15 protein-coding genes and 2 pseudogenes are annotated in these 16170 nt (G+C 61.8%); 10 read left to right on the forward strand and 7 right to left on the reverse strand.

Annotation, left to right across the window (positions count from 1 at the left end; genetic code table 11):
* A pseudogene (locus EU800_RS23705) lies at nucleotides 1-122 on the forward strand (IS5/IS1182 family transposase); the annotation flags it as partial.
* Nucleotides 123-249: 127 nt separating this feature from the next.
* Here EU800_RS23705 and EU800_RS23710 read toward each other — a convergent pair.
* Complete coding sequence (locus EU800_RS23710) at nucleotides 250-813, reverse strand: Panacea domain-containing protein (RefSeq protein ID WP_129635983.1); 564 nt, start codon at nucleotides 811-813, stop codon at nucleotides 250-252.
* Between the two features lie 420 nt (nucleotides 814-1233).
* Here EU800_RS23710 and EU800_RS23715 point away from each other — a divergent pair, with 420 nt between their 5' ends.
* From EU800_RS23715 to EU800_RS23725, 3 genes are all read left to right on the forward strand, one after another.
* Complete coding sequence (locus tag EU800_RS23715) at nucleotides 1234-2304, forward strand: YncE family protein (RefSeq protein WP_129635974.1); 1071 nt, start codon at nucleotides 1234-1236, stop codon at nucleotides 2302-2304.
* A gap of 42 nt (nucleotides 2305-2346) precedes the next feature.
* The gene (locus EU800_RS23720) at nucleotides 2347-2718 is read left to right on the forward strand and encodes a hypothetical protein (RefSeq protein WP_129635975.1); all 372 of its coding nucleotides are present in this window, start codon (nucleotides 2347-2349) and stop codon (nucleotides 2716-2718) included.
* A gap of 68 nt (nucleotides 2719-2786) precedes the next feature.
* Nucleotides 2787-4097: an MBL fold metallo-hydrolase gene (locus EU800_RS23725; RefSeq protein WP_242500776.1), complete on the forward strand. Its 1311-nt coding sequence runs from the start codon at nucleotides 2787-2789 to the stop codon at nucleotides 4095-4097.
* Nucleotides 4098-4465: 368 nt separating this feature from the next.
* Here EU800_RS23725 and EU800_RS29180 read toward each other — a convergent pair whose 3' ends face one another.
* Complete coding sequence (locus tag EU800_RS29180; protein ID WP_371685663.1) at nucleotides 4466-4927, reverse strand: hypothetical protein; 462 nt, start codon at nucleotides 4925-4927, stop codon at nucleotides 4466-4468.
* A 27-nt stretch (nucleotides 4928-4954) separates the two neighbouring features.
* Nucleotides 4955-5338: pseudogene (locus EU800_RS29185) on the reverse strand (DUF305 domain-containing protein); the annotation flags it as partial.
* A gap of 348 nt (nucleotides 5339-5686) precedes the next feature.
* Between EU800_RS29185 and EU800_RS23740 the strand changes: the two are divergent.
* The 6 genes from EU800_RS23740 to EU800_RS23760 all read left to right on the forward strand — a co-directional run bounded on the left by EU800_RS23740 (nucleotide 5687) and on the right by EU800_RS23760 (nucleotide 12724).
* Entirely contained in the window at nucleotides 5687-7981 is a 2295-nt protein-coding gene (locus EU800_RS23740) for a copper-translocating P-type ATPase (RefSeq protein ID WP_371685664.1), read from the forward strand.
* 15 nt (nucleotides 7982-7996) lie between these two features.
* On the forward strand, nucleotides 7997-8239 hold the full coding sequence (locus EU800_RS23745; RefSeq protein WP_129635977.1) for a DUF2933 domain-containing protein: 243 nt from the start codon (nucleotides 7997-7999) through the stop codon (nucleotides 8237-8239).
* 81 nt (nucleotides 8240-8320) lie between these two features.
* On the forward strand, nucleotides 8321-8488 hold the full coding sequence (locus EU800_RS27035; protein ID WP_165354822.1) for a hypothetical protein: 168 nt from the start codon (nucleotides 8321-8323) through the stop codon (nucleotides 8486-8488).
* 86 nt (nucleotides 8489-8574) lie between these two features.
* Nucleotides 8575-9072, forward strand: a complete 498-nt coding sequence (locus EU800_RS23750; RefSeq protein WP_129635978.1) for a cytochrome c — start codon at nucleotides 8575-8577, stop codon at nucleotides 9070-9072.
* 73 nt (nucleotides 9073-9145) lie between these two features.
* Nucleotides 9146-11509: an ABC transporter permease gene (locus EU800_RS23755; RefSeq protein ID WP_129635979.1), complete on the forward strand. Its 2364-nt coding sequence runs from the start codon at nucleotides 9146-9148 to the stop codon at nucleotides 11507-11509.
* A gap of 3 nt (nucleotides 11510-11512) precedes the next feature.
* On the forward strand, nucleotides 11513-12724 hold the full coding sequence (locus EU800_RS23760; RefSeq protein WP_129635980.1) for an efflux RND transporter periplasmic adaptor subunit: 1212 nt from the start codon (nucleotides 11513-11515) through the stop codon (nucleotides 12722-12724).
* Nucleotides 12725-12830: 106 nt separating this feature from the next.
* Here the strand turns inward: EU800_RS23760 and EU800_RS23765 are convergent, their stop codons facing one another.
* The 4 genes from EU800_RS23765 to EU800_RS27725 all read right to left on the reverse strand — a co-directional run.
* On the reverse strand, nucleotides 12831-13511 hold the full coding sequence (locus EU800_RS23765) for a hypothetical protein (protein ID WP_242500778.1): 681 nt from the start codon (nucleotides 13509-13511) through the stop codon (nucleotides 12831-12833).
* 56 nt (nucleotides 13512-13567) lie between these two features.
* Complete coding sequence (locus tag EU800_RS23770; protein WP_129635981.1) at nucleotides 13568-14878, reverse strand: MFS transporter; 1311 nt, start codon at nucleotides 14876-14878, stop codon at nucleotides 13568-13570.
* Complete coding sequence (locus EU800_RS23775; RefSeq protein ID WP_129635982.1) at nucleotides 14875-15066, reverse strand: hypothetical protein; 192 nt, start codon at nucleotides 15064-15066, stop codon at nucleotides 14875-14877. Before EU800_RS23775 ends, EU800_RS23770 begins: the two co-directional genes overlap by 4 nt.
* A 539-nt stretch (nucleotides 15067-15605) precedes the next feature.
* A partial coding sequence (locus EU800_RS27725) for a DUF2933 domain-containing protein (RefSeq protein ID WP_242500795.1) occupies nucleotides 15606-16170 on the reverse strand: 565 nt, incomplete at its 5' end.

Below are 16170 nucleotides of genomic sequence, written 5' to 3' on the forward strand. Positions count from 1 at the left end.
AGAATGCCTTTGCACGCTTGAAAGATTGGCGGCGCATCGCGACCCGCTACGACAGATGCGGAGACCTGTTCCTGTCGGCCATCTGCATCGCAGCCATCGTCATCTTCTGGCTGCCTAAATGAGTCCTGACCCTAGGTTGTTACCATCCGCATCCGTGTCATTGCAGATAATATGGAGATGCCGTCGCCCAGGATCGTGAGATGGACCGGAAGGGATCAGCAGCGTTCCGGCTGGTTGCATGTGCCTGGTTCAAAGTGCCGCAAACAGGTCGTCAATCCGGCTTGCGTCTTCCACCGCCGTGACCTGCGCATCAGCGTTGGGAACGCGCACACTATTCATGATCCGTTGAAGCGGAATGGACGCCAACGACCCATCGGGATCTTCCCATTCAGGAATGTTGGCGGGATTGTGCGTCCACTTTACAAGGTCCCACCTCGGGACATGACCGAAGCCCTCCCAGACAGAATCCAGGACTTCGAGATCAGCGTCGCTGAGCTCATCCAGATCGTCTATGGTGATATCGTCCCGCGCCAGAGCCACCATGTGATCCTCCCGATCGCGCAGGAATTCAGACCAACCGGTCGCATCGGTTCTGTAGGAACCGTTGACGTGTTCATAGGTGGAGAGGTTCACTGGTCCATGCGGCATGGATACGTGGCGTTCGTCCTGAATCGGGAATCCATAGCGCCCAATGCTTTCCCTGTCCGCCAGATAGACAAGCTTGATCGCCTTGAGCATGAATATCCGATTCGCTCCGGACCGCAGCGCGAAGTAAGCGATTGTCTGTGCTGCTTTTCGTGCGTTATAGGCCATATCCAAACTCGCTCCCGAAGACCGTTGAGTGGGAGAAACTACCGATCATATGGCATCTTACGACCAATTTCTCAATGTAAAGTATCGCCATCGTGAGTGGACGAGTCAGCCAAACCCAAACCGGTGAACACCTAGCTGGGATGCGTTGCCTATCGGACACAGAGCACGTAGGAACGGGACCTGCGGGCGTGAGTCCGAGGGCAATGACAAGATCATCGTCGTTCCAACGCCGCCTCCGCTCTCTGCCCGCGCCTGACGCGCGCGGGGGCTTACGCGAAACCAAGCTCAAGGTTTTCAAACGGTGTCAGCGCGCACCCCACCGCCACCGCATTGGCGGAGCGGACGCAGGCGTTCCCGTGCGGACCCGTTCCGCGTCTTAACGCAGTCTCTTGTCACATTCATCCGTCAAGGAAACCGAAAATGCACCGCATCTATCTGCTGTTTGCAATCACCGCCGCATCGGCGCTGTCGGCTCCAGTTGCAAGCGCCGAGGAACTTCGAGCCTTCATCCCGGAAGGTAGCGCCGATGCTGTCCGCATCGTCGATCCGCAAACAGGTACTGAGCTCGGCCGGATCGAGCACCTGGAAGCTGTGCATGGGCTCGCCGGGCACCCGAACTCAAAATTTCTCATAGCGGGAAGCTACGCTGAGGTCGATCGAGAAGAGGCGATCGCAGCCGCTAAGCCGGCGGGTGTCAGCGAAGACGCGCATGCCGCGCATCACGCCAAGCCGCCGCAAGCGCGTATCGGACCGTCGGATGCCGGAATCAGTCTGCTCAGCATCCTGGACGCTGCCACCGGAGATGTGGTGCGGCGGATCGAAGTTCCGGGAGCCGTCCATCATGTCGCGATTTCGCCTGATGGGAAGGCTGCCGTGGCCACGCATCCGGCAGGCGACGGCATCTCGGTCGTAGATCTTTCGTCCCTGGAGCTTGTGGCCTGGGTGCCGACAGGTGCTCTGCCCAACTACGCCGTCTTTGGCGCGGACCCCGGGCTCGTCTACGTGTCCAACGCAGGAAACGGGACGATCAGCGAGGTCGATATTGGACGCGGAATCGTCCGACGCAACCTGATTGCCGGCGAGGAGCCCGAGCATTTGGTCATGAGCCCGGACGGGACCCGCATCTTCGCTGCCGAGGCAAGTCTCGGGCAGGTAATCGAGCTTGAGAACTCAAGCGGGCGTGAGCTGCGCCGTTTCGACATTGGGGGCGAAATCCACGGGCTCGATCTGTCCGATGACGGGACACGCCTACTGATCGCCGCGAAAGAGACCGACCGTTTGGTCGCGATCGACCTCGAGTCCGGCGAGTTGACATCCGCATCGCTTGCTCCGGCCCCCTATCACCTGACAACAGTTCCCGGCACCGGAAAAGTCATGGTCTCCAGCCGGGACGAACCGAAAATCTGGCTGGTTGATGCAAGTTCCCTGTCAGTTCTGCGGGAAATCGCGATCGAGGGGGAAGGCCACCAGATGGTCGTCCTGCCTCGCTGAAGACAGACTCGAACCGAACCGCCTCAGAAAGGAGGATATGAAATGATGGCCTTCGTCCATTTCGTGGTTGTCACAGCGATCGTCTTTGCCGCTCTGCGTTTCGGATTCGGTCCCCGCGTCATGGGTCGCGAGGCTGCTGAAGAAACGGTGTTGGCTGAGGCTCTGCCAGTCCCGCCGTTGAGCTGGGTCTTGGGAGCCTTTCACGCCGCGACCCAATTCACCTGTGTCGCACTCGACCTCCTCTTTCCGCGGTACACGATGAACCCAGCCCGGGCACCCATCCGGCTGGGATTCGTCTGGCTGACGCCATTGTCCTTCCTGATTGGGCTGGTTGAGAGCTTCTTCCACGGCAGGCATCTCGCACTGGACCTCGGGGGGCTCAACGTTGCCGTTTCGCGGAGAGCGGCGACATGACCCGACTCTCCCATCCGACCTTGCGGTTTCTCGGGGCGGCCGGAACGGTAACGGGATCACGGTACCTGGTGGAATGGGGGCAGCGCCGGATCCTGATCGATTGCGGCCTGTTCCAGGGGTTCAAACAGCTGCGCCGCCGGAACCGCAAGCCGTTCCCCGTCCGGCCCGAGTCGATCGACATTGTGCTCTTGACCCACGCGCATCTGGACCACTCGGGATACCTGCCGGCACTGATCCGGGCCGGCTTTCGGGGGCGCGTGCTTTGCAGCCCAGCCACGCGCGAACTCTGCGGCCTGATTCTTCCCGATAGCGGCCACCTACAGGGAGAAGAGGCGAAATATGCGCAGCGCAAGCACTATTCGAAGCACAAGAAGCCGCTTCCGCTTTATACGCTGAAGGATGCGGAGGCCGCGCTCGAGCAATTCGAGACGGTGGAATTCGAACAGCCCATCGATCTTGGCGACGGGATTTCGGCCGAGTTCGTGCCGGCCGGTCACCTGCTTGGCGCGGCGCAGATTCGTCTGACCATCGATGGCGTGGGCGTTCACTTCTCAGGCGACCTCGGTCACGACCCGGATCCCTTGATGCGCCCGCCGAGGCCTTTCTCCCGTGCCGATGTACTTATCTGCGAGTCGACATATGGCAATCGCAGCCATCCGGACATCGACCACGAGGCCGAACTCGCGCCGGTCCTGAAGTGCGTATTTGCGCGGGGAGGAACTGCGCTCGTTCCCTCATTTGCCGTCGGTCGTGCGCAGGGCCTGATGTTTCACGTTGCCCGGTTGATGAACAGCGGCGAGATCCCGCGCGTTCCTGTCTACCTGAACAGCCCTATGGCAATCGATGCGACTGATATCTACCACCGTCACCACGACGAGCATCACGTTTCGTGGGAAGACTGCGTCGCCATGTACGAAATCGCCAAGCGCGTGAATACGGTGAATCAGTCGAAGGAGTTGAATACACGCCAGGGACCGATGATCATTATTTCCGCCAGCGGCATGCTGACTGGCGGACGCATCCTGCATCACCTCGTCAGCTTCGGTGTTGACCGGAGGAATGCGATAGTGTTGTCCGGACTCCAGGCCGGCGGAACCCGTGGCGCGGCGCTCGCTGCGGGCGAGCGCAGGCTCAGGATCTTCGGGCAGGATCGACCGATCGAGGCAGAAGTCGTGCAACTCGAGACCTTCTCGGGCCATGCCGACGCTGACGAGATCTTGCGCTGGATGGAAGCCGAGCCGCCCCCGAAAATGACCTATCTCAGCCATGGCGAACCCGTGGCGGCGGACACTCTCCGCCGGCGCGTTGCGCATGAGCTTGGCCGTGCTGTTCGGGTTCCGGAGCATCTCGAAACCGTTCGTCTGGATTCGCCCAGATGACCGGGCAGCACAACATGCTCCGTCTGCAAAGGGCGGGTATCGACACCTACCGGCAACCGGTCGTCTACATGCATGCCGACTGCCACCTGTGCCGCGCCGAGGGGTTCACTGCGCTGACCCGCGTGTCGTTTGGAACCCGTTCGATCGTCGCGACGCTGAATGTCCTAACAGAAGCGGACTGGCTGCCGCCGGACTCGGCTGGCCTCAGCGACGCGGGCTGGCGTGCACTGGGAGCAAAGGCCGGCGGCATCGGGAAGTTCGCGTTCCTATTGTACCTTCGATTTCAGCCCATGGGGGCTGAGGTGGCCCGGCATGACCATCCGGTAAAGCTTAGCCGTTTGAGCGGCGAGCGCTGTCGCATGTCCATGTCATGCCTGACAGGTGTAGAAACCGCGGTATCCTGCGGTCAGACCGGCGTCGAGTTCGAGGGCCATGGCCGCTTCGGCCGGCTCCGGTCCGACCCACTCGAGGGCCGTCTGACTGTCCACCGGCGCATTGATGCGGATCCTAAGGCCTTCGGTCGAAAGCTCGGTGCTCGACGTCGCGTCGAGCCGCACCAGGTCCCCGCTAAGCTTGACCAGGGCGGCTGTTTCGCCACTTACCTCGCCGATCGCCAGTGACGGCGGGCTGTCGGTGGTGTAGTTAAAGGTGCCGACCGCCCCTTCCGGAAACAGCTCGGCGATATCCTCCTCGGTCAGGAAGCCGGGATCGATGACGGCGACATGTGCCGTCGAAAGCGCCTCCTCGAGCCTCACGATCCGCGGCGGCGCGGGCTGGACTTGCGCGGCGGCATCGCCGGATGCTTCGATGCTTTCGATCAGATAACGCATCTCGGCGATCTCTTTGTCCTGCGCCTAGATGATCTCGTCGGCCAGCTTGCGCACGCGCGGGTCCGAGACGTCGGCCCGGCTCGATGTCATGATGGCGATCGAGTGGTGCGGGATCATCGCTCTCATGTAGCTGGTGTCACCGACCGTGACCTGACTGCGCACGAGCCAGAGCGACACGGCGAAGGCGATGGCGGCGCCGCCGAAGATCGCCGCGTTGATCGTCCTGCTGGAATACATCGACAGCATGAACCCCAGCATGATGATCGCCATAGTCGCGCCCATCAGCAACGCCATGTAGGCACGGGTCTCCGACCAGAAAACGTGGGTGAGCAGGTAGGTGTTGAGATACATCAGCCCGAACATCACGACCGTGGAGGTCGCGATCATTGCGGCAAATCTCGAGTATGACATGAGGAGTCCCTCAAACTTTCTCTTGCTACGCGTCTCAAAAGGCAAACGACGTTCCAGAGCTGGAAGGTTCCGGAAAATTTTGAAGACTGAACCGCACTACCTGGACGCTTCGCCTTTCGCGGCGCTTCTTGCGGCACAGCCGCTCGCGTGAGGGCGTACATTGTCAACCGATCTGTCACGACAACGTGACTGCCCGGCTTCCTGACGTCTCAGAGCTCGGCTTGACCTTACCACCACTGGAACGCGGTAGCCTGAGCAAGACGAGAACGAATCTGGACGGGAAAAATGAACGATTCATCTGCCTCCCATTCGAGCCATTCTGCTGCGGCAACCATCTACACCTGCCCGATGCTCCCGGAAATTCGGCAGGACGAACCCGGCAACTGCCCGAAATGCGGGATGCACCTGGTTCCGGAGAGCGAAGCCGAAGAACATTCCGGTCACGATCATCACGCGCATGCGCACCACGGCCATTCGGGTGACGCTGAAGCCAGCTACGACACGGTTCCCGAAGGGTATCAGGGGCCGGTCTATACCTGCCCGATGCATCCTGCGGTGCGCCAGACCCATTCCGGTTCCTGCCCGATCTGCGGCATGGGGCTCGAACTGGAGTCCGCGGCGATGGCGGATGCGGGGCCGAATCCCGAACTTGTCGATTTCACCCGGCGCTTCTGGGTCGGCACGGCTCTGACGATCCCGCTCCTGATCCTGACAATGGGTCCCTATCTGGGGTTCCCGGGCGTGCGCAATATCTTTGGCGAACGGGCCACGCTCTGGATCGAACTGGTGCTCGGCACACCGGTCGTTCTCTGGTGTGGCTGGCCATTCCTCGTGCGGGGATGGAACTCGTTCCGGACGATGAAGCTCAACATGTTCTCGCTGATTGCCATGGGTGTGATGGCCGCCTGGACCTTCAGCATCGTGGCGGTGCTCGTGCCGGGCATCTTTCCCGATGGATTCCGCGATCCGGAGGGCCACGTCGGCGTCTATTTCGAGGCGGCATCGGTGATCGTGACGCTCGTGCTTTTGGGCCAGGTGATGGAACTCCGGGCGCGCGAGGGCACCGGCAAGGCGATCCGCGCGCTGCTCGACCTTGCCGCCAAGACGGCGCGGATCATCCGGGACGACGGGAGCGAAGACGAGATCCCGCTCGAAGACGTTCAGGTCGGCGACCGGCTGAGGGTGCGTCCGGGCGACAAGGTGCCGGTCGACGGCATCGTGCTCGATGGCCGGTCCTCGGTCGACGAGAGCATGATTACCGGCGAGCCGGTGCCGGTCGAAAAAGTGGCGGGAGAGCCTGTCACTGGCGCAACGATCAACGGAACCGGCTCGCTGGTGATCGAGGCGCAGCGGGTCGGCGCGGACACGATGCTCAGCCAGATCGTCGAGATGGTGGCCAACGCGCAGCGGTCGCGCGCGCCGATCCAGAAATACGCCGACAAGGTCTCGGGCTACTTCGTTCCCGCGGTCATCGGGGTCGCCGTGCTCGCCTTCATCGGCTGGGCGGTCTGGGGACCGTCGCCGGCACTGTCCTATGCCCTCATCGCAGCGGTCGCGGTGCTGATCATCGCCTGCCCCTGCGCGTTGGGACTGGCCACGCCGATGTCGATCATGACCGCGACGGGGCGCGGTGCGCAGGCCGGCGTGCTGATCAAGAATGCCGAGGCGCTCGAGCGGTTCGAGAAGGTGGACACGCTTATCGTCGACAAGACCGGAACCCTGACCGAAGGCAAGCCGCGACTGGTCGGTGTCTTCCCGCAACCCGGCCACGACGAGGCCGAGGTGTTGCGGTTGGCGGCGACACTCGAGAGGGGGTCTGAGCACCCGCTGGCCGAGGCCATCGTTGCGGGCGCTGAAGAGCGCGGCGTGAATCTGAGTGAGGCGGACGATTTCGAGGCCGTCACCGGCAAGGGCGTTCAGGGCACGGTGGATGGAAGGCCGGTCGCGCTCGGAAACCTCAGGCTGGTGCAGGACCTCGGGCTCGAGGTTGCCAATCTGACCGAAAAGGCGAACGCCCGCCGCGACGAGGGCGAAACGGTCATGTTCGTGGTCGTCGATGGCGAGATCGCTGGCCTTGTCAGCGTCGCCGATCCGGTGAAGGAGACGACGCCCGAGGCGCTCAAGGCGCTGCACGAACTCGGCTTCCGCATCATCATGGCGACCGGCGACAACGAACGGACGGCGCGGGCGGTCGCCGCGCGGCTCGGCATCGACGAGATCCGGGCGGACGTGCTGCCTGAGGACAAGGCGATGGTCATCAAGGAGCTTCAGGCAAGTGGAGCAAGGGTCGCCATGGCCGGAGACGGCGTAAACGACGCGCCCGCTCTCGCGCAGGCCGATGTCGGTATCGCGATGGGCACCGGCGCCGACGTGGCGATCGAGAGCGCGGGCATCACGCTGGTCAAGGGCAATCTCGACGGCATTGTCCGTGCGCGCCGCCTGGCACAGGCGACGATGGGCAACATCCGCCAGAACCTGTTCTTCGCGCTGATCTATAACGCCTCGGGCGTGCCGGTTGCCGCCGGTGTCCTGTTCCCGATCTTCGGCATCCTGATCAGCCCGATGTTCGCCGCCTTTGCCATGAGCGCGTCCTCGATCTCGGTGGTTCTGAATTCGCTGCGGCTGCGCCGCGCCAAAATCTGACAAAAGGAGCAGGAAATGGCACATCACCTCACACAGGCCAAAGAAGACCGAAAACACGTGGAAGCACGCTCCGGCTGGCCATCTCCGAACCGTCTCCTTCTGATCGCGGCATTTGCCGTGGCCGCCTTGCTGCTTGGAATCGAGTTCAAGGAAGAGATCCTGAACAGCAACATGTTTGCCTGGGCGCCGTTGCTTCTTTGCCTTGGAATGCACTTCTTCATGCGCGGCGGCCACGGCTCGGGTGAAGACAAGTCATGATCGACTCCACCTCGCTTGCCGCAATCTGGCTGTTACTCGCTTCCTATTCGGCGATCTTCTTGATCTTTGCAGCGAAATCGCTTGCGCAGGGCAATCCACAACGGCGGCACGTCTGGATCGAAGTCTGCTGTTCCGTCGCACCAATGGGAATTCGGCGACATGCCTTCCGTCGATGGCGTCAGCGAACAGGACGTCGCCCGGATCGCCAGCTACATCCGCGAATTGCAGCGTGCAAACGGGATTGAATGACACCCTCGCCGTCCGGCTTCTCGGCCGGTGACCAGCCATAAGAAAGGAACGCCTACCGATACCTCAAGCAGAAAGGGAGAAACGACATGAAGCCAACCATTCCAATCCTGTCGACGCTGTCCATCCTTGCAGCGACACCCGCGCTGGCGACCCACGGCGGCCAACACATGACCGATGAGGGGATGATGGCCCCCGGCCTGATTATGCCGGAAATGAACGCCGAGCGTGGCCGGGAACTGTTCGCGTCCAAGGGCTGCGTCGTCTGTCATTCGATCAACGGAGTCGGTGGAGAAGACGCGCCCGTTCTCGATGCCGAATCCATGGACGAAGTCATGAACCCGTTCGAATTCGCAGCTCGAATGTGGCGTGGTGCCAACGCCATGGTCGCCATGCAGGAGGACGAACTCGGTGGCCAGATCGAACTCACCGGCGAGGAACTCGCCGACATCATCGCGTTCGTCCACGATGCCGGGGAGCAAAGGAAATTCTCGCGAGCCGATATCCCCGAGGAGATCGAGGAGATGATGCATCACGCAGGCGAGGAGGATCACCACGAAGATGGCGAAGACGACGATCACCGCTGAAGAACGAGCGTATTCGGTTCTGGGCTGATGCGCCTCAACGCGGGCACCATCCTGCTTCGCGAATAGTTTTGTCATGTCCCCGCTCGACAAAAAACTCTTGCGGGATGTGAGGCGGCTGTGGGCGCAGGCCCTCGCAATCTCGCTGGTCATGGCTGCAGGAGTGGCCACGGTGCTTCTGGCCATGGGCTCGTATCGCTCGCTTGAAGAGACCAGGATCGCCTATTACGAGCGTCAGCGCTTTGCGAACGTTTTCGCTACCGCGGAGCGCGCTCCGCAAAACGTTGCAGATCAGATTGCCAGAATTCCCGGTGTCGCAACCGTCGAGACCAGGATCGTCACTTCCGCGCTTCTCGACATTGACGGGACGCGCGAACCGGCCACTGGTCACTTCGTGACGGTGCCGGACGGCACAATGCCTGCGCTCAACCGGCCATACCTGAATCTCGGCCGCATGCCCGCCGCCAGCGCCGCGATGGAAGTGGTCGTCAACCAAGCTTTCGCCGATGCTCACGATTTTCGCCCGGGAGACACCATTGCAGCCACGCTCAACGGGAAAAAATACCGGCTGCGAATTGTCGGATCAGCCTACTCCCCTGAATTCGTCTATGTTTCTGGACCGGGCGACATCATGCCCGATGACCGCCGCTTCGGCGTCCTCTGGATCAACGAAAGCACGCTGGCGGCGATCTACGATCTAGAAGGCGCGTTCAACTCGGTGCTTCTCGCCACGATGCGGGATGCCAGTCAGGACATGATACTGCAGCGCGTCGACTCCCTATTGGCGCGCTATGGCGGGCAGGCCGCGCACGGCCGCAGCGACCAGTTCTCGCACGGCTTCCTCAATCACGGGCTCGACATGCTGCGCAGCATGAGCCTGACCTTGCCCCCCGTCTTCTTCGCCATCAGCTTCTTTCTCATTTACCTGACGCTCGGCCGGATCATCCTGCTGGAGCGGGGTCAGATTGGCTTGTTGAAGGCCTTTGGCTATGGCAACCAAGCTGTCGTCGGGCACTACCTGAAATTCGTTGCAATCCTCTGCCTTGCGGGAATTCTTGCGGGATCGGCGGTGGGCGTGCTCCTCGGCCGGTACGTCACGCTCCTCTATTCCGATTACTTTCGGTTTCCGCTGCTGCTCTTCGCTCCGGCTACGGATATTTATCTCGCGGCGGCCCTGCTGCCGACGCTGGCTGGCATGACCGGTGCCGTGCAGGCGGCATTGCGCGTCGCAGCACTCTCGCCGGCGGTCGCGATGCGCCCTCAACTGCCGCCCCGCTACCGAGATGACGGGTCGGCGTTCGCCAGTCTCGTTTCGGCAATTCCTCCACTGACGAAGATGGCGTTTCGCGGCGCGATCCAGAACCGACTACGTTCGGCGCTAACCATGATCGGCCTTGCCATGAGTTCTGCGATCCTCATTGCGTCGCTCTACCTGGCGGACTCGATGGGGCATCTGGCCGAGGTCAAGTACATGCTTTCGGAGCGCCAGGATGCGACCATCGACTTCGTCATGCCGCGTTCGCCAGATGCGCTTCGTTCGGTGCAACGCTTGCCGGGAGTGCTGGCCGCGGAACCGGTTCGCGTTGTTCCCGCCCGGATCAGAAATGGCACTGCGGAACGTCGGATTACGCTCTACGGCCGATCGGCAGACGCAAGGCTCAACCGGATCGTCGATCGAAATCGGCATCCAATCACGCCGTCAGAGTCTGGCATCGCGATCAACTCCTGGCTGGCGGATGCGCTTGCTGTCGGGCTGGGCGATCGTGTCGAGATCGAGTTACTGGGCCGGACGCGCCGCAGCGCTTCGCTGCCTGTCGCGGCTCTTTCGGAAGAATACCTCGGACTTCAGGCAACGATGGAGATCTCGGCACTGTCTCATCTCCTGCGCGAAGGCCCGCAGATCGACCGGGCGGACCTGCGCATTGATCCGGCGAAACTCGACCAGCTCTATGAGCAGATCAAGGCGACGCCAGTATTGAGCGGGATCGCACTGCAGATCGTATCGTTGGCGAATTTCGAGGCGGCTCTTGCGGTCATCGTAACCGCCATGGCTGCAATCTACTCCGGTCTCGCCGGCACCATCGCTTTCGGGATGGTGTACAATGCCGTGCGGATATCCCTTTCCGAGCGCGCCGGTGAGTTGGCGACGCTCCGGGTGCTCGGCTTCGGTGAGGACGAGGTCTTCTGGGTTCTGGCTGGCGAACTCGCAATCCTGCTCGTGCTCTCGCTGCCGCTCGGCTGGGTGGCCGGGTACATCATCGCCTGGGTAATGAGCGACGCCATGGCCGCCGACTTGATGCGGATGCCATTGACCCTGGATCGCGGAACCTACGCCTTGGCCAGCGGAGCGGTCATGACCGCCGCGACGTTCTCGGCGCTTTTCGCCAAACGCCACATCCGGCGTTTCGATCTGGTCGCGGAAATAAAGAAAAAGGAGTAGTCGGTGGAACACGGCCTTCGAAAACGGCTTGTCACGGGGCTTCTGGTCCTGGCGGTGCTCGCATTTGCAATCTGGTTCCTGCGCCCGCAGCCGGTTCTTGTGGATATAGGCAAGGTCCGAACCGGAACACTTGAAATCACGGTAACGGAAGAGGCCAGAACGCGGGCGCGCAACGTCTACACCATTTCGGCACCGGTCGCCGGGCGAGTCGTTCGCAGCCCACGCGTTGTCGGCGACCATGTCACGAAGTATGAGACGACCCTGGCGATCCTGCAGCCGACCATGCCAGCATTCATAGACGAGCGTTCCCGGAGCGAACTTGGCGCCACGCTGACGGCCGCAGAGGCGGCAATCAGGCTGACAGAACATGAAATCCGGCGCCTCGAAGCCGAACGTGATTTGGCCGAAAGTGAACTGGCACGCGCCCAGGCGCTGGCCCAAAGAGGCGTTCTTTCGGCCGAAAAGCTTGATGAGGCCAAGCGGGCGGCAGACGTGAGTGAGCATGCACTCGCGGCTGCGGAGGCAGAACTGGAGGTCCAGCGCAACAGACATGCCGCCATCGAGGCACAATTGGCCCAGCCGGGTGACTTCGATCAAGGAGGCAACGGACTCCGAGAATTGCGTCTGACGGCGCCGACGTCAGGCGAGGTTCTGCGTGTCTTGCAGGAGAGCGAGGCGGTCGTCGCTGCCGGGACACCGCTGATCGAGGTGGCCGATACGAGCGATCTGGAAATCCGGGCAGACCTGCTGTCCATTGATGCCGTCCGTGTCGAGCCGGGCGCTCCGGCACGGATCCTGGGCTGGGGTGGCCCCCCACTGGATGCTCGTGTGGCACGTGTCGACCCGGCTGGTTTCGAGAAGACCTCGGCCCTTGGCATAGAGGAATTTCGGGTCCCGGTGATCCTCGACCTCACGAGCCCCCAGCAGGAATGGCAGCACCTCAAGCACAACTTTCGGGTTGTCGCCGAAATCACGCTGGAGCGAAGGGAAGACATACTCCTGTTTCCCTCTGCGGCACTCTTTCGCCGCGGTGACGGCTGGGCAGTCTTCGCAGCGGAACAAGGCCGTGCGCGCGTGCGCAGTGTTGAAGTCGGGCTACGCAACGAGTCCTTCTCTGAAGCCGTTTTCGGGCTCGCTGACGGGGAGTCTGTCATTCTCTACCCCGATGAAAGGATTTCTGAAGCCAGCAGAATTGGGGAGCGAGGCGAGAGGTGAGGCGGGATACCTCGACTTGCCGTCCGATATTCCCCGTGTGGCACCATGCACAGAATAAGGTCGACTTTGGCGCCGTCGGCACCGAAGAGTGATGTAATTTTATGGATCAGCGGCCTTGCAGGGTGGCGATACTCCACGCGGCTGCGCTCAGTGCGAGAAGGAACACGCCAAACAGGACGAGTGCGATGAGAGCGGCTCCAATGCGTCCAGGCAGCGAACGGATCAATTTGGCCAGATGGCTGGTAGGCCGTTCTCTTGCGGTCTGCTCCATGGCTGCGATGTACAGAGGCAGCGCACTGATCAGCGTCGCGTAGAGATAGACGCCCGAGATGTTCTCGAATAGCGCCGAGCGGGAGAGCGTCGGGCCCACCACGCGAAGCGCCGTCATGCGGTCACCGCCGAAGGAACCGAACCATCCCGCGGAAACAAAATAGATTGCCGCATGGAGAAGAATGAAGATTGCAAGCCTTGCCAGCAGGTCAGTGATGATCAGGCGCAAGGGGGCGTTCTTCGCTCCTTCGCTGTCCCTGACCAGCGCGAGGAGGAAGAACGACAGGTAGTTTATTGTGAAGACCACTGGCAGGCCATTCGTCACCACCTGACGCAGGAAGCGCCACAATGCTGGGCCGCCCTCCAGAAGATGCCCCGCGAAGCCCGGTGTCAGGCCGACATAGAGAAGCAACAACGGCATCAGGCTCAACACACTGAAGGCAAGCGTGTTGCGCAGGAAGCGCCCGGCGGACATGTCCACGGCGAAATACTGTTTCATCGCGCTCCATGGTGCCATTGGCGGTTCCGGTTGGTCGAGCCACTACTGCAGCCGACGTTCAGCGTCCAATGGTGTCAGGTATCGGCGGTCTTCGGCGTGTCGGTCGGATTGAGCCGTGGGTGGGTTTCCTCGGAGAGCCAGAACAGCACACCACCCGAGATGAACATGCAGACCGCGACGAACCAGAAAGCGGCCTCGGCCGCGCCGGCGAGGCTGGCGGCCAGACCAAGACCCAGCGCGCCGATCGCATAGCCGAGGTCGCGCCAGAAGCGGTAGGTGCCGATGGCCGAACCGCGCCAGGCGGGCGGCGTGATGTCGGCCACCGCCGCGGAGAGGTTCGGATAGAGAAGCGCCATGCCGAAGCCTGCCACCGCAGCCGAGACTGACCACCAAAGCTCTCCCGAGCCCAGCACCACCATGGCCACGCCCACCCCGCAGGTCCACATGCCGAGCACATTGGGCCAGAACCGGCCGACATGGTCCGAGAGCCGTCCGGTGAAGAGCTGCGAACCGCCCCAGACGAAGCCGTAGGTGCCGACGATCCAGCCGACCTCGGTCAGGCTGGCTCCCTTGGTCACGAGAAACACGGGGAGGAGCGCCCAGACGAGGGCATCGACGAATTTCTCGACGAGCCCGGCCTGCGAGATCGCGAAGAGACGCCGGTCGCGCCAACTCATTAGCGCGAAGACCTCGGCCGTCGTGGGATGCTCGGAGACACCGCGGGGATAGCGCGGCGGGTTCTTCGGTGGCGCTGCCTTGTGTGCGGCGCTCTCGGCCCGGGCCCATGGCAGCGTGTCTTTTACCCAGACCATGGTTAGGACGAGTGCCAGCAGGACCACGGCCATGCCGAAGATCAGAAGCCCGGTTCTTGCTCCCAGCCATTCCGCTGCATAGGCGGTAAGAATGCCGGCCAGCGCCACGCCCACATAGCCCGAGAACTCGTTGAGGCCCATCGTAAGCCCGCGTTCCTCGGCACGGGTGATGTCGAGCTTTGCAGTCTGGGTCATCGACCAACAGAGCCCCTGGTTCACGCCGAGGAGTGCCGTCGCTGCCACGATCCAGCTCCAGTCGGGCGCGGTCCAGATCATCACGGGGATTGGCAGCGCCACGACCCAGCCCCAAAGCAGCACGCGCTTTCGCCCGATCCGCTCCGACCAACGCCCGGCGACGAAGTTCATCACTGCCTTCACCGCGCCGAATGCTACGACAAAGGAAGCCAGCAGCAGAAAGGAGCCACGCTCGAGCCCGAACTCGTTCTCCGCCAGCGCCGGAACCACCGTCCGCGTCATGCCGATGGCGAAACCCACCAGCATCACCTGGATCAGCTGGTGCGTGACCTGACCCGCGTTCTCACGGATGCCGTACCGGAGGTTGCTACGGGTCATTCCGCCGGTTCCTTCGTCGTGATTTGCGGGTCGAGCGCATGACCGCTCTCGGGGCCGAGCAAGGGCCGGATCAACACATTGATCCCAACGCTCGATCGCTCTTCGATTTCCGCCAATTTTTGTGTCTGAACGCGGCAATAGGAGCCGTAGAAATCGGAAAAGGACGCAACGGGCGCGACATCGGTCACACTGGCTTCTCCTCCGGAAAGCTTAGCCGATATCGGAACGAACACGTGCCTCTTCAATCTCTTCTTTCGGGTCCGTTTCCTGTTGAGGACAGACCAACGAACGCGGCGTTGCGTTCGCCACCGTCGATCCTGCAGAACCCCGCTGGATTGTCGAGGCGCTCGAACTCCAGTGGTACTTCGAACTGGGCCGATGTGAATTTCCGAGCCGCGGTTCCTCCGGCGGCAAGCGCGATTCCGGACAGGGGGGCGACGATCAACCCCCATGAAACATTCTCCGGTCAATTCGTGCTTCTACTTTTCCCTCCCCGAAGTGTCGACTACGGCGTAGTTGACCCTTCCGCCCTCGCAATCGAGTTGAGCTACGCCACCGACGCCGTAGGAATTCACCGAGCATCCATCCGGAAGGGTCATGAGGTTCTGACGGGCGGCCGGCCTTCTCGGCAACTCTCCCGTGCAGACACCCTTGGTGGAACAGCCGGCAAGCACTATCGGGATCAGAAGCAGCGTCAGTCGAGCGGTACTGCGGTGGTTCAACGGTTTCATTCCACGGCGGCAGGGACGATGTTCGCCGACGGGCGGCCTTCGATAAGTTGCCTTTTCGGCGCAACGTCCTTGGAATTCTTGTCAGAATGGCCATGGCAGGAACGTCCCATCATCTTGTGCATCATAAGATGCAAACCGAGGCAAAGAACCAATGGCGCGAAGGCGAAAAACGATTGAAAGGCACCGCCACTTGCGCTGCTCGTCAGAAGAAAGGCGCCGACCGGGGTCAGCATCACGATGCAACAGGACCACATGCCGTATTTTGCAAGCTTTTCCGCGCCCTCGGCTTTCATGTTTTCTTTCAAGCCATTGCCAGTTCTTCGCGTTGCATTTCGGTTCGTTGGTGCCACCTTCCGGTGCGGGAAGGTCAATGCCGGCCTGTTCACCGTTTCGTTATCTGCCCGCCGTTGACCCTCCAGCACTGGAAGGTGGTTCAGAGGTGGCTCGGGAAATCTGAACGGGTGAGTTAGGTGGATTTTCCGCTCCCGATCCGGCAGCGATGCCGGGAAGAAGGAGCGAAAGATGGCAAGACGTCCGAGAAGAAACCACAGTGCCGCGTTC

Source organism: Tropicimonas sp. IMCC6043 (assembly GCF_004146235.1).
GTDB lineage: Bacteria > Pseudomonadota > Alphaproteobacteria > Rhodobacterales > Rhodobacteraceae > Tropicimonas.

Coding starts and splice junctions, on each gene's coding strand:
- EU800_RS23710 (WP_129635983.1), bottom strand. CDS start 813: ATGGCCTATAACGCACGAAAAGCAGCACAGACAATCGCTTACTTCGCG.
- EU800_RS23715 (WP_129635974.1), top strand. CDS start 1,234: ATGCACCGCATCTATCTGCTGTTTGCAATCACCGCCGCATCGGCGCTG.
- EU800_RS23720 (WP_129635975.1), top strand. CDS start 2,347: ATGATGGCCTTCGTCCATTTCGTGGTTGTCACAGCGATCGTCTTTGCC.
- EU800_RS29180 (WP_371685663.1), bottom strand. CDS start 4,927: ATGCGTTATCTGATCGAAAGCATCGAAGCATCCGGCGATGCCGCCGCG.
- EU800_RS23740 (WP_371685664.1), top strand. CDS start 5,687: ATGCTCCCGGAAATTCGGCAGGACGAACCCGGCAACTGCCCGAAATGC.
- EU800_RS23745 (WP_129635977.1), top strand. CDS start 7,997: ATGGCACATCACCTCACACAGGCCAAAGAAGACCGAAAACACGTGGAA.
- EU800_RS23750 (WP_129635978.1), top strand. CDS start 8,575: ATGAAGCCAACCATTCCAATCCTGTCGACGCTGTCCATCCTTGCAGCG.
- EU800_RS23755 (WP_129635979.1), top strand. CDS start 9,146: ATGTCCCCGCTCGACAAAAAACTCTTGCGGGATGTGAGGCGGCTGTGG.
- EU800_RS23765 (WP_242500778.1), bottom strand. CDS start 13,511: ATGGCACCATGGAGCGCGATGAAACAGTATTTCGCCGTGGACATGTCC.
- EU800_RS23770 (WP_129635981.1), bottom strand. CDS start 14,878: ATGACCCGTAGCAACCTCCGGTACGGCATCCGTGAGAACGCGGGTCAG.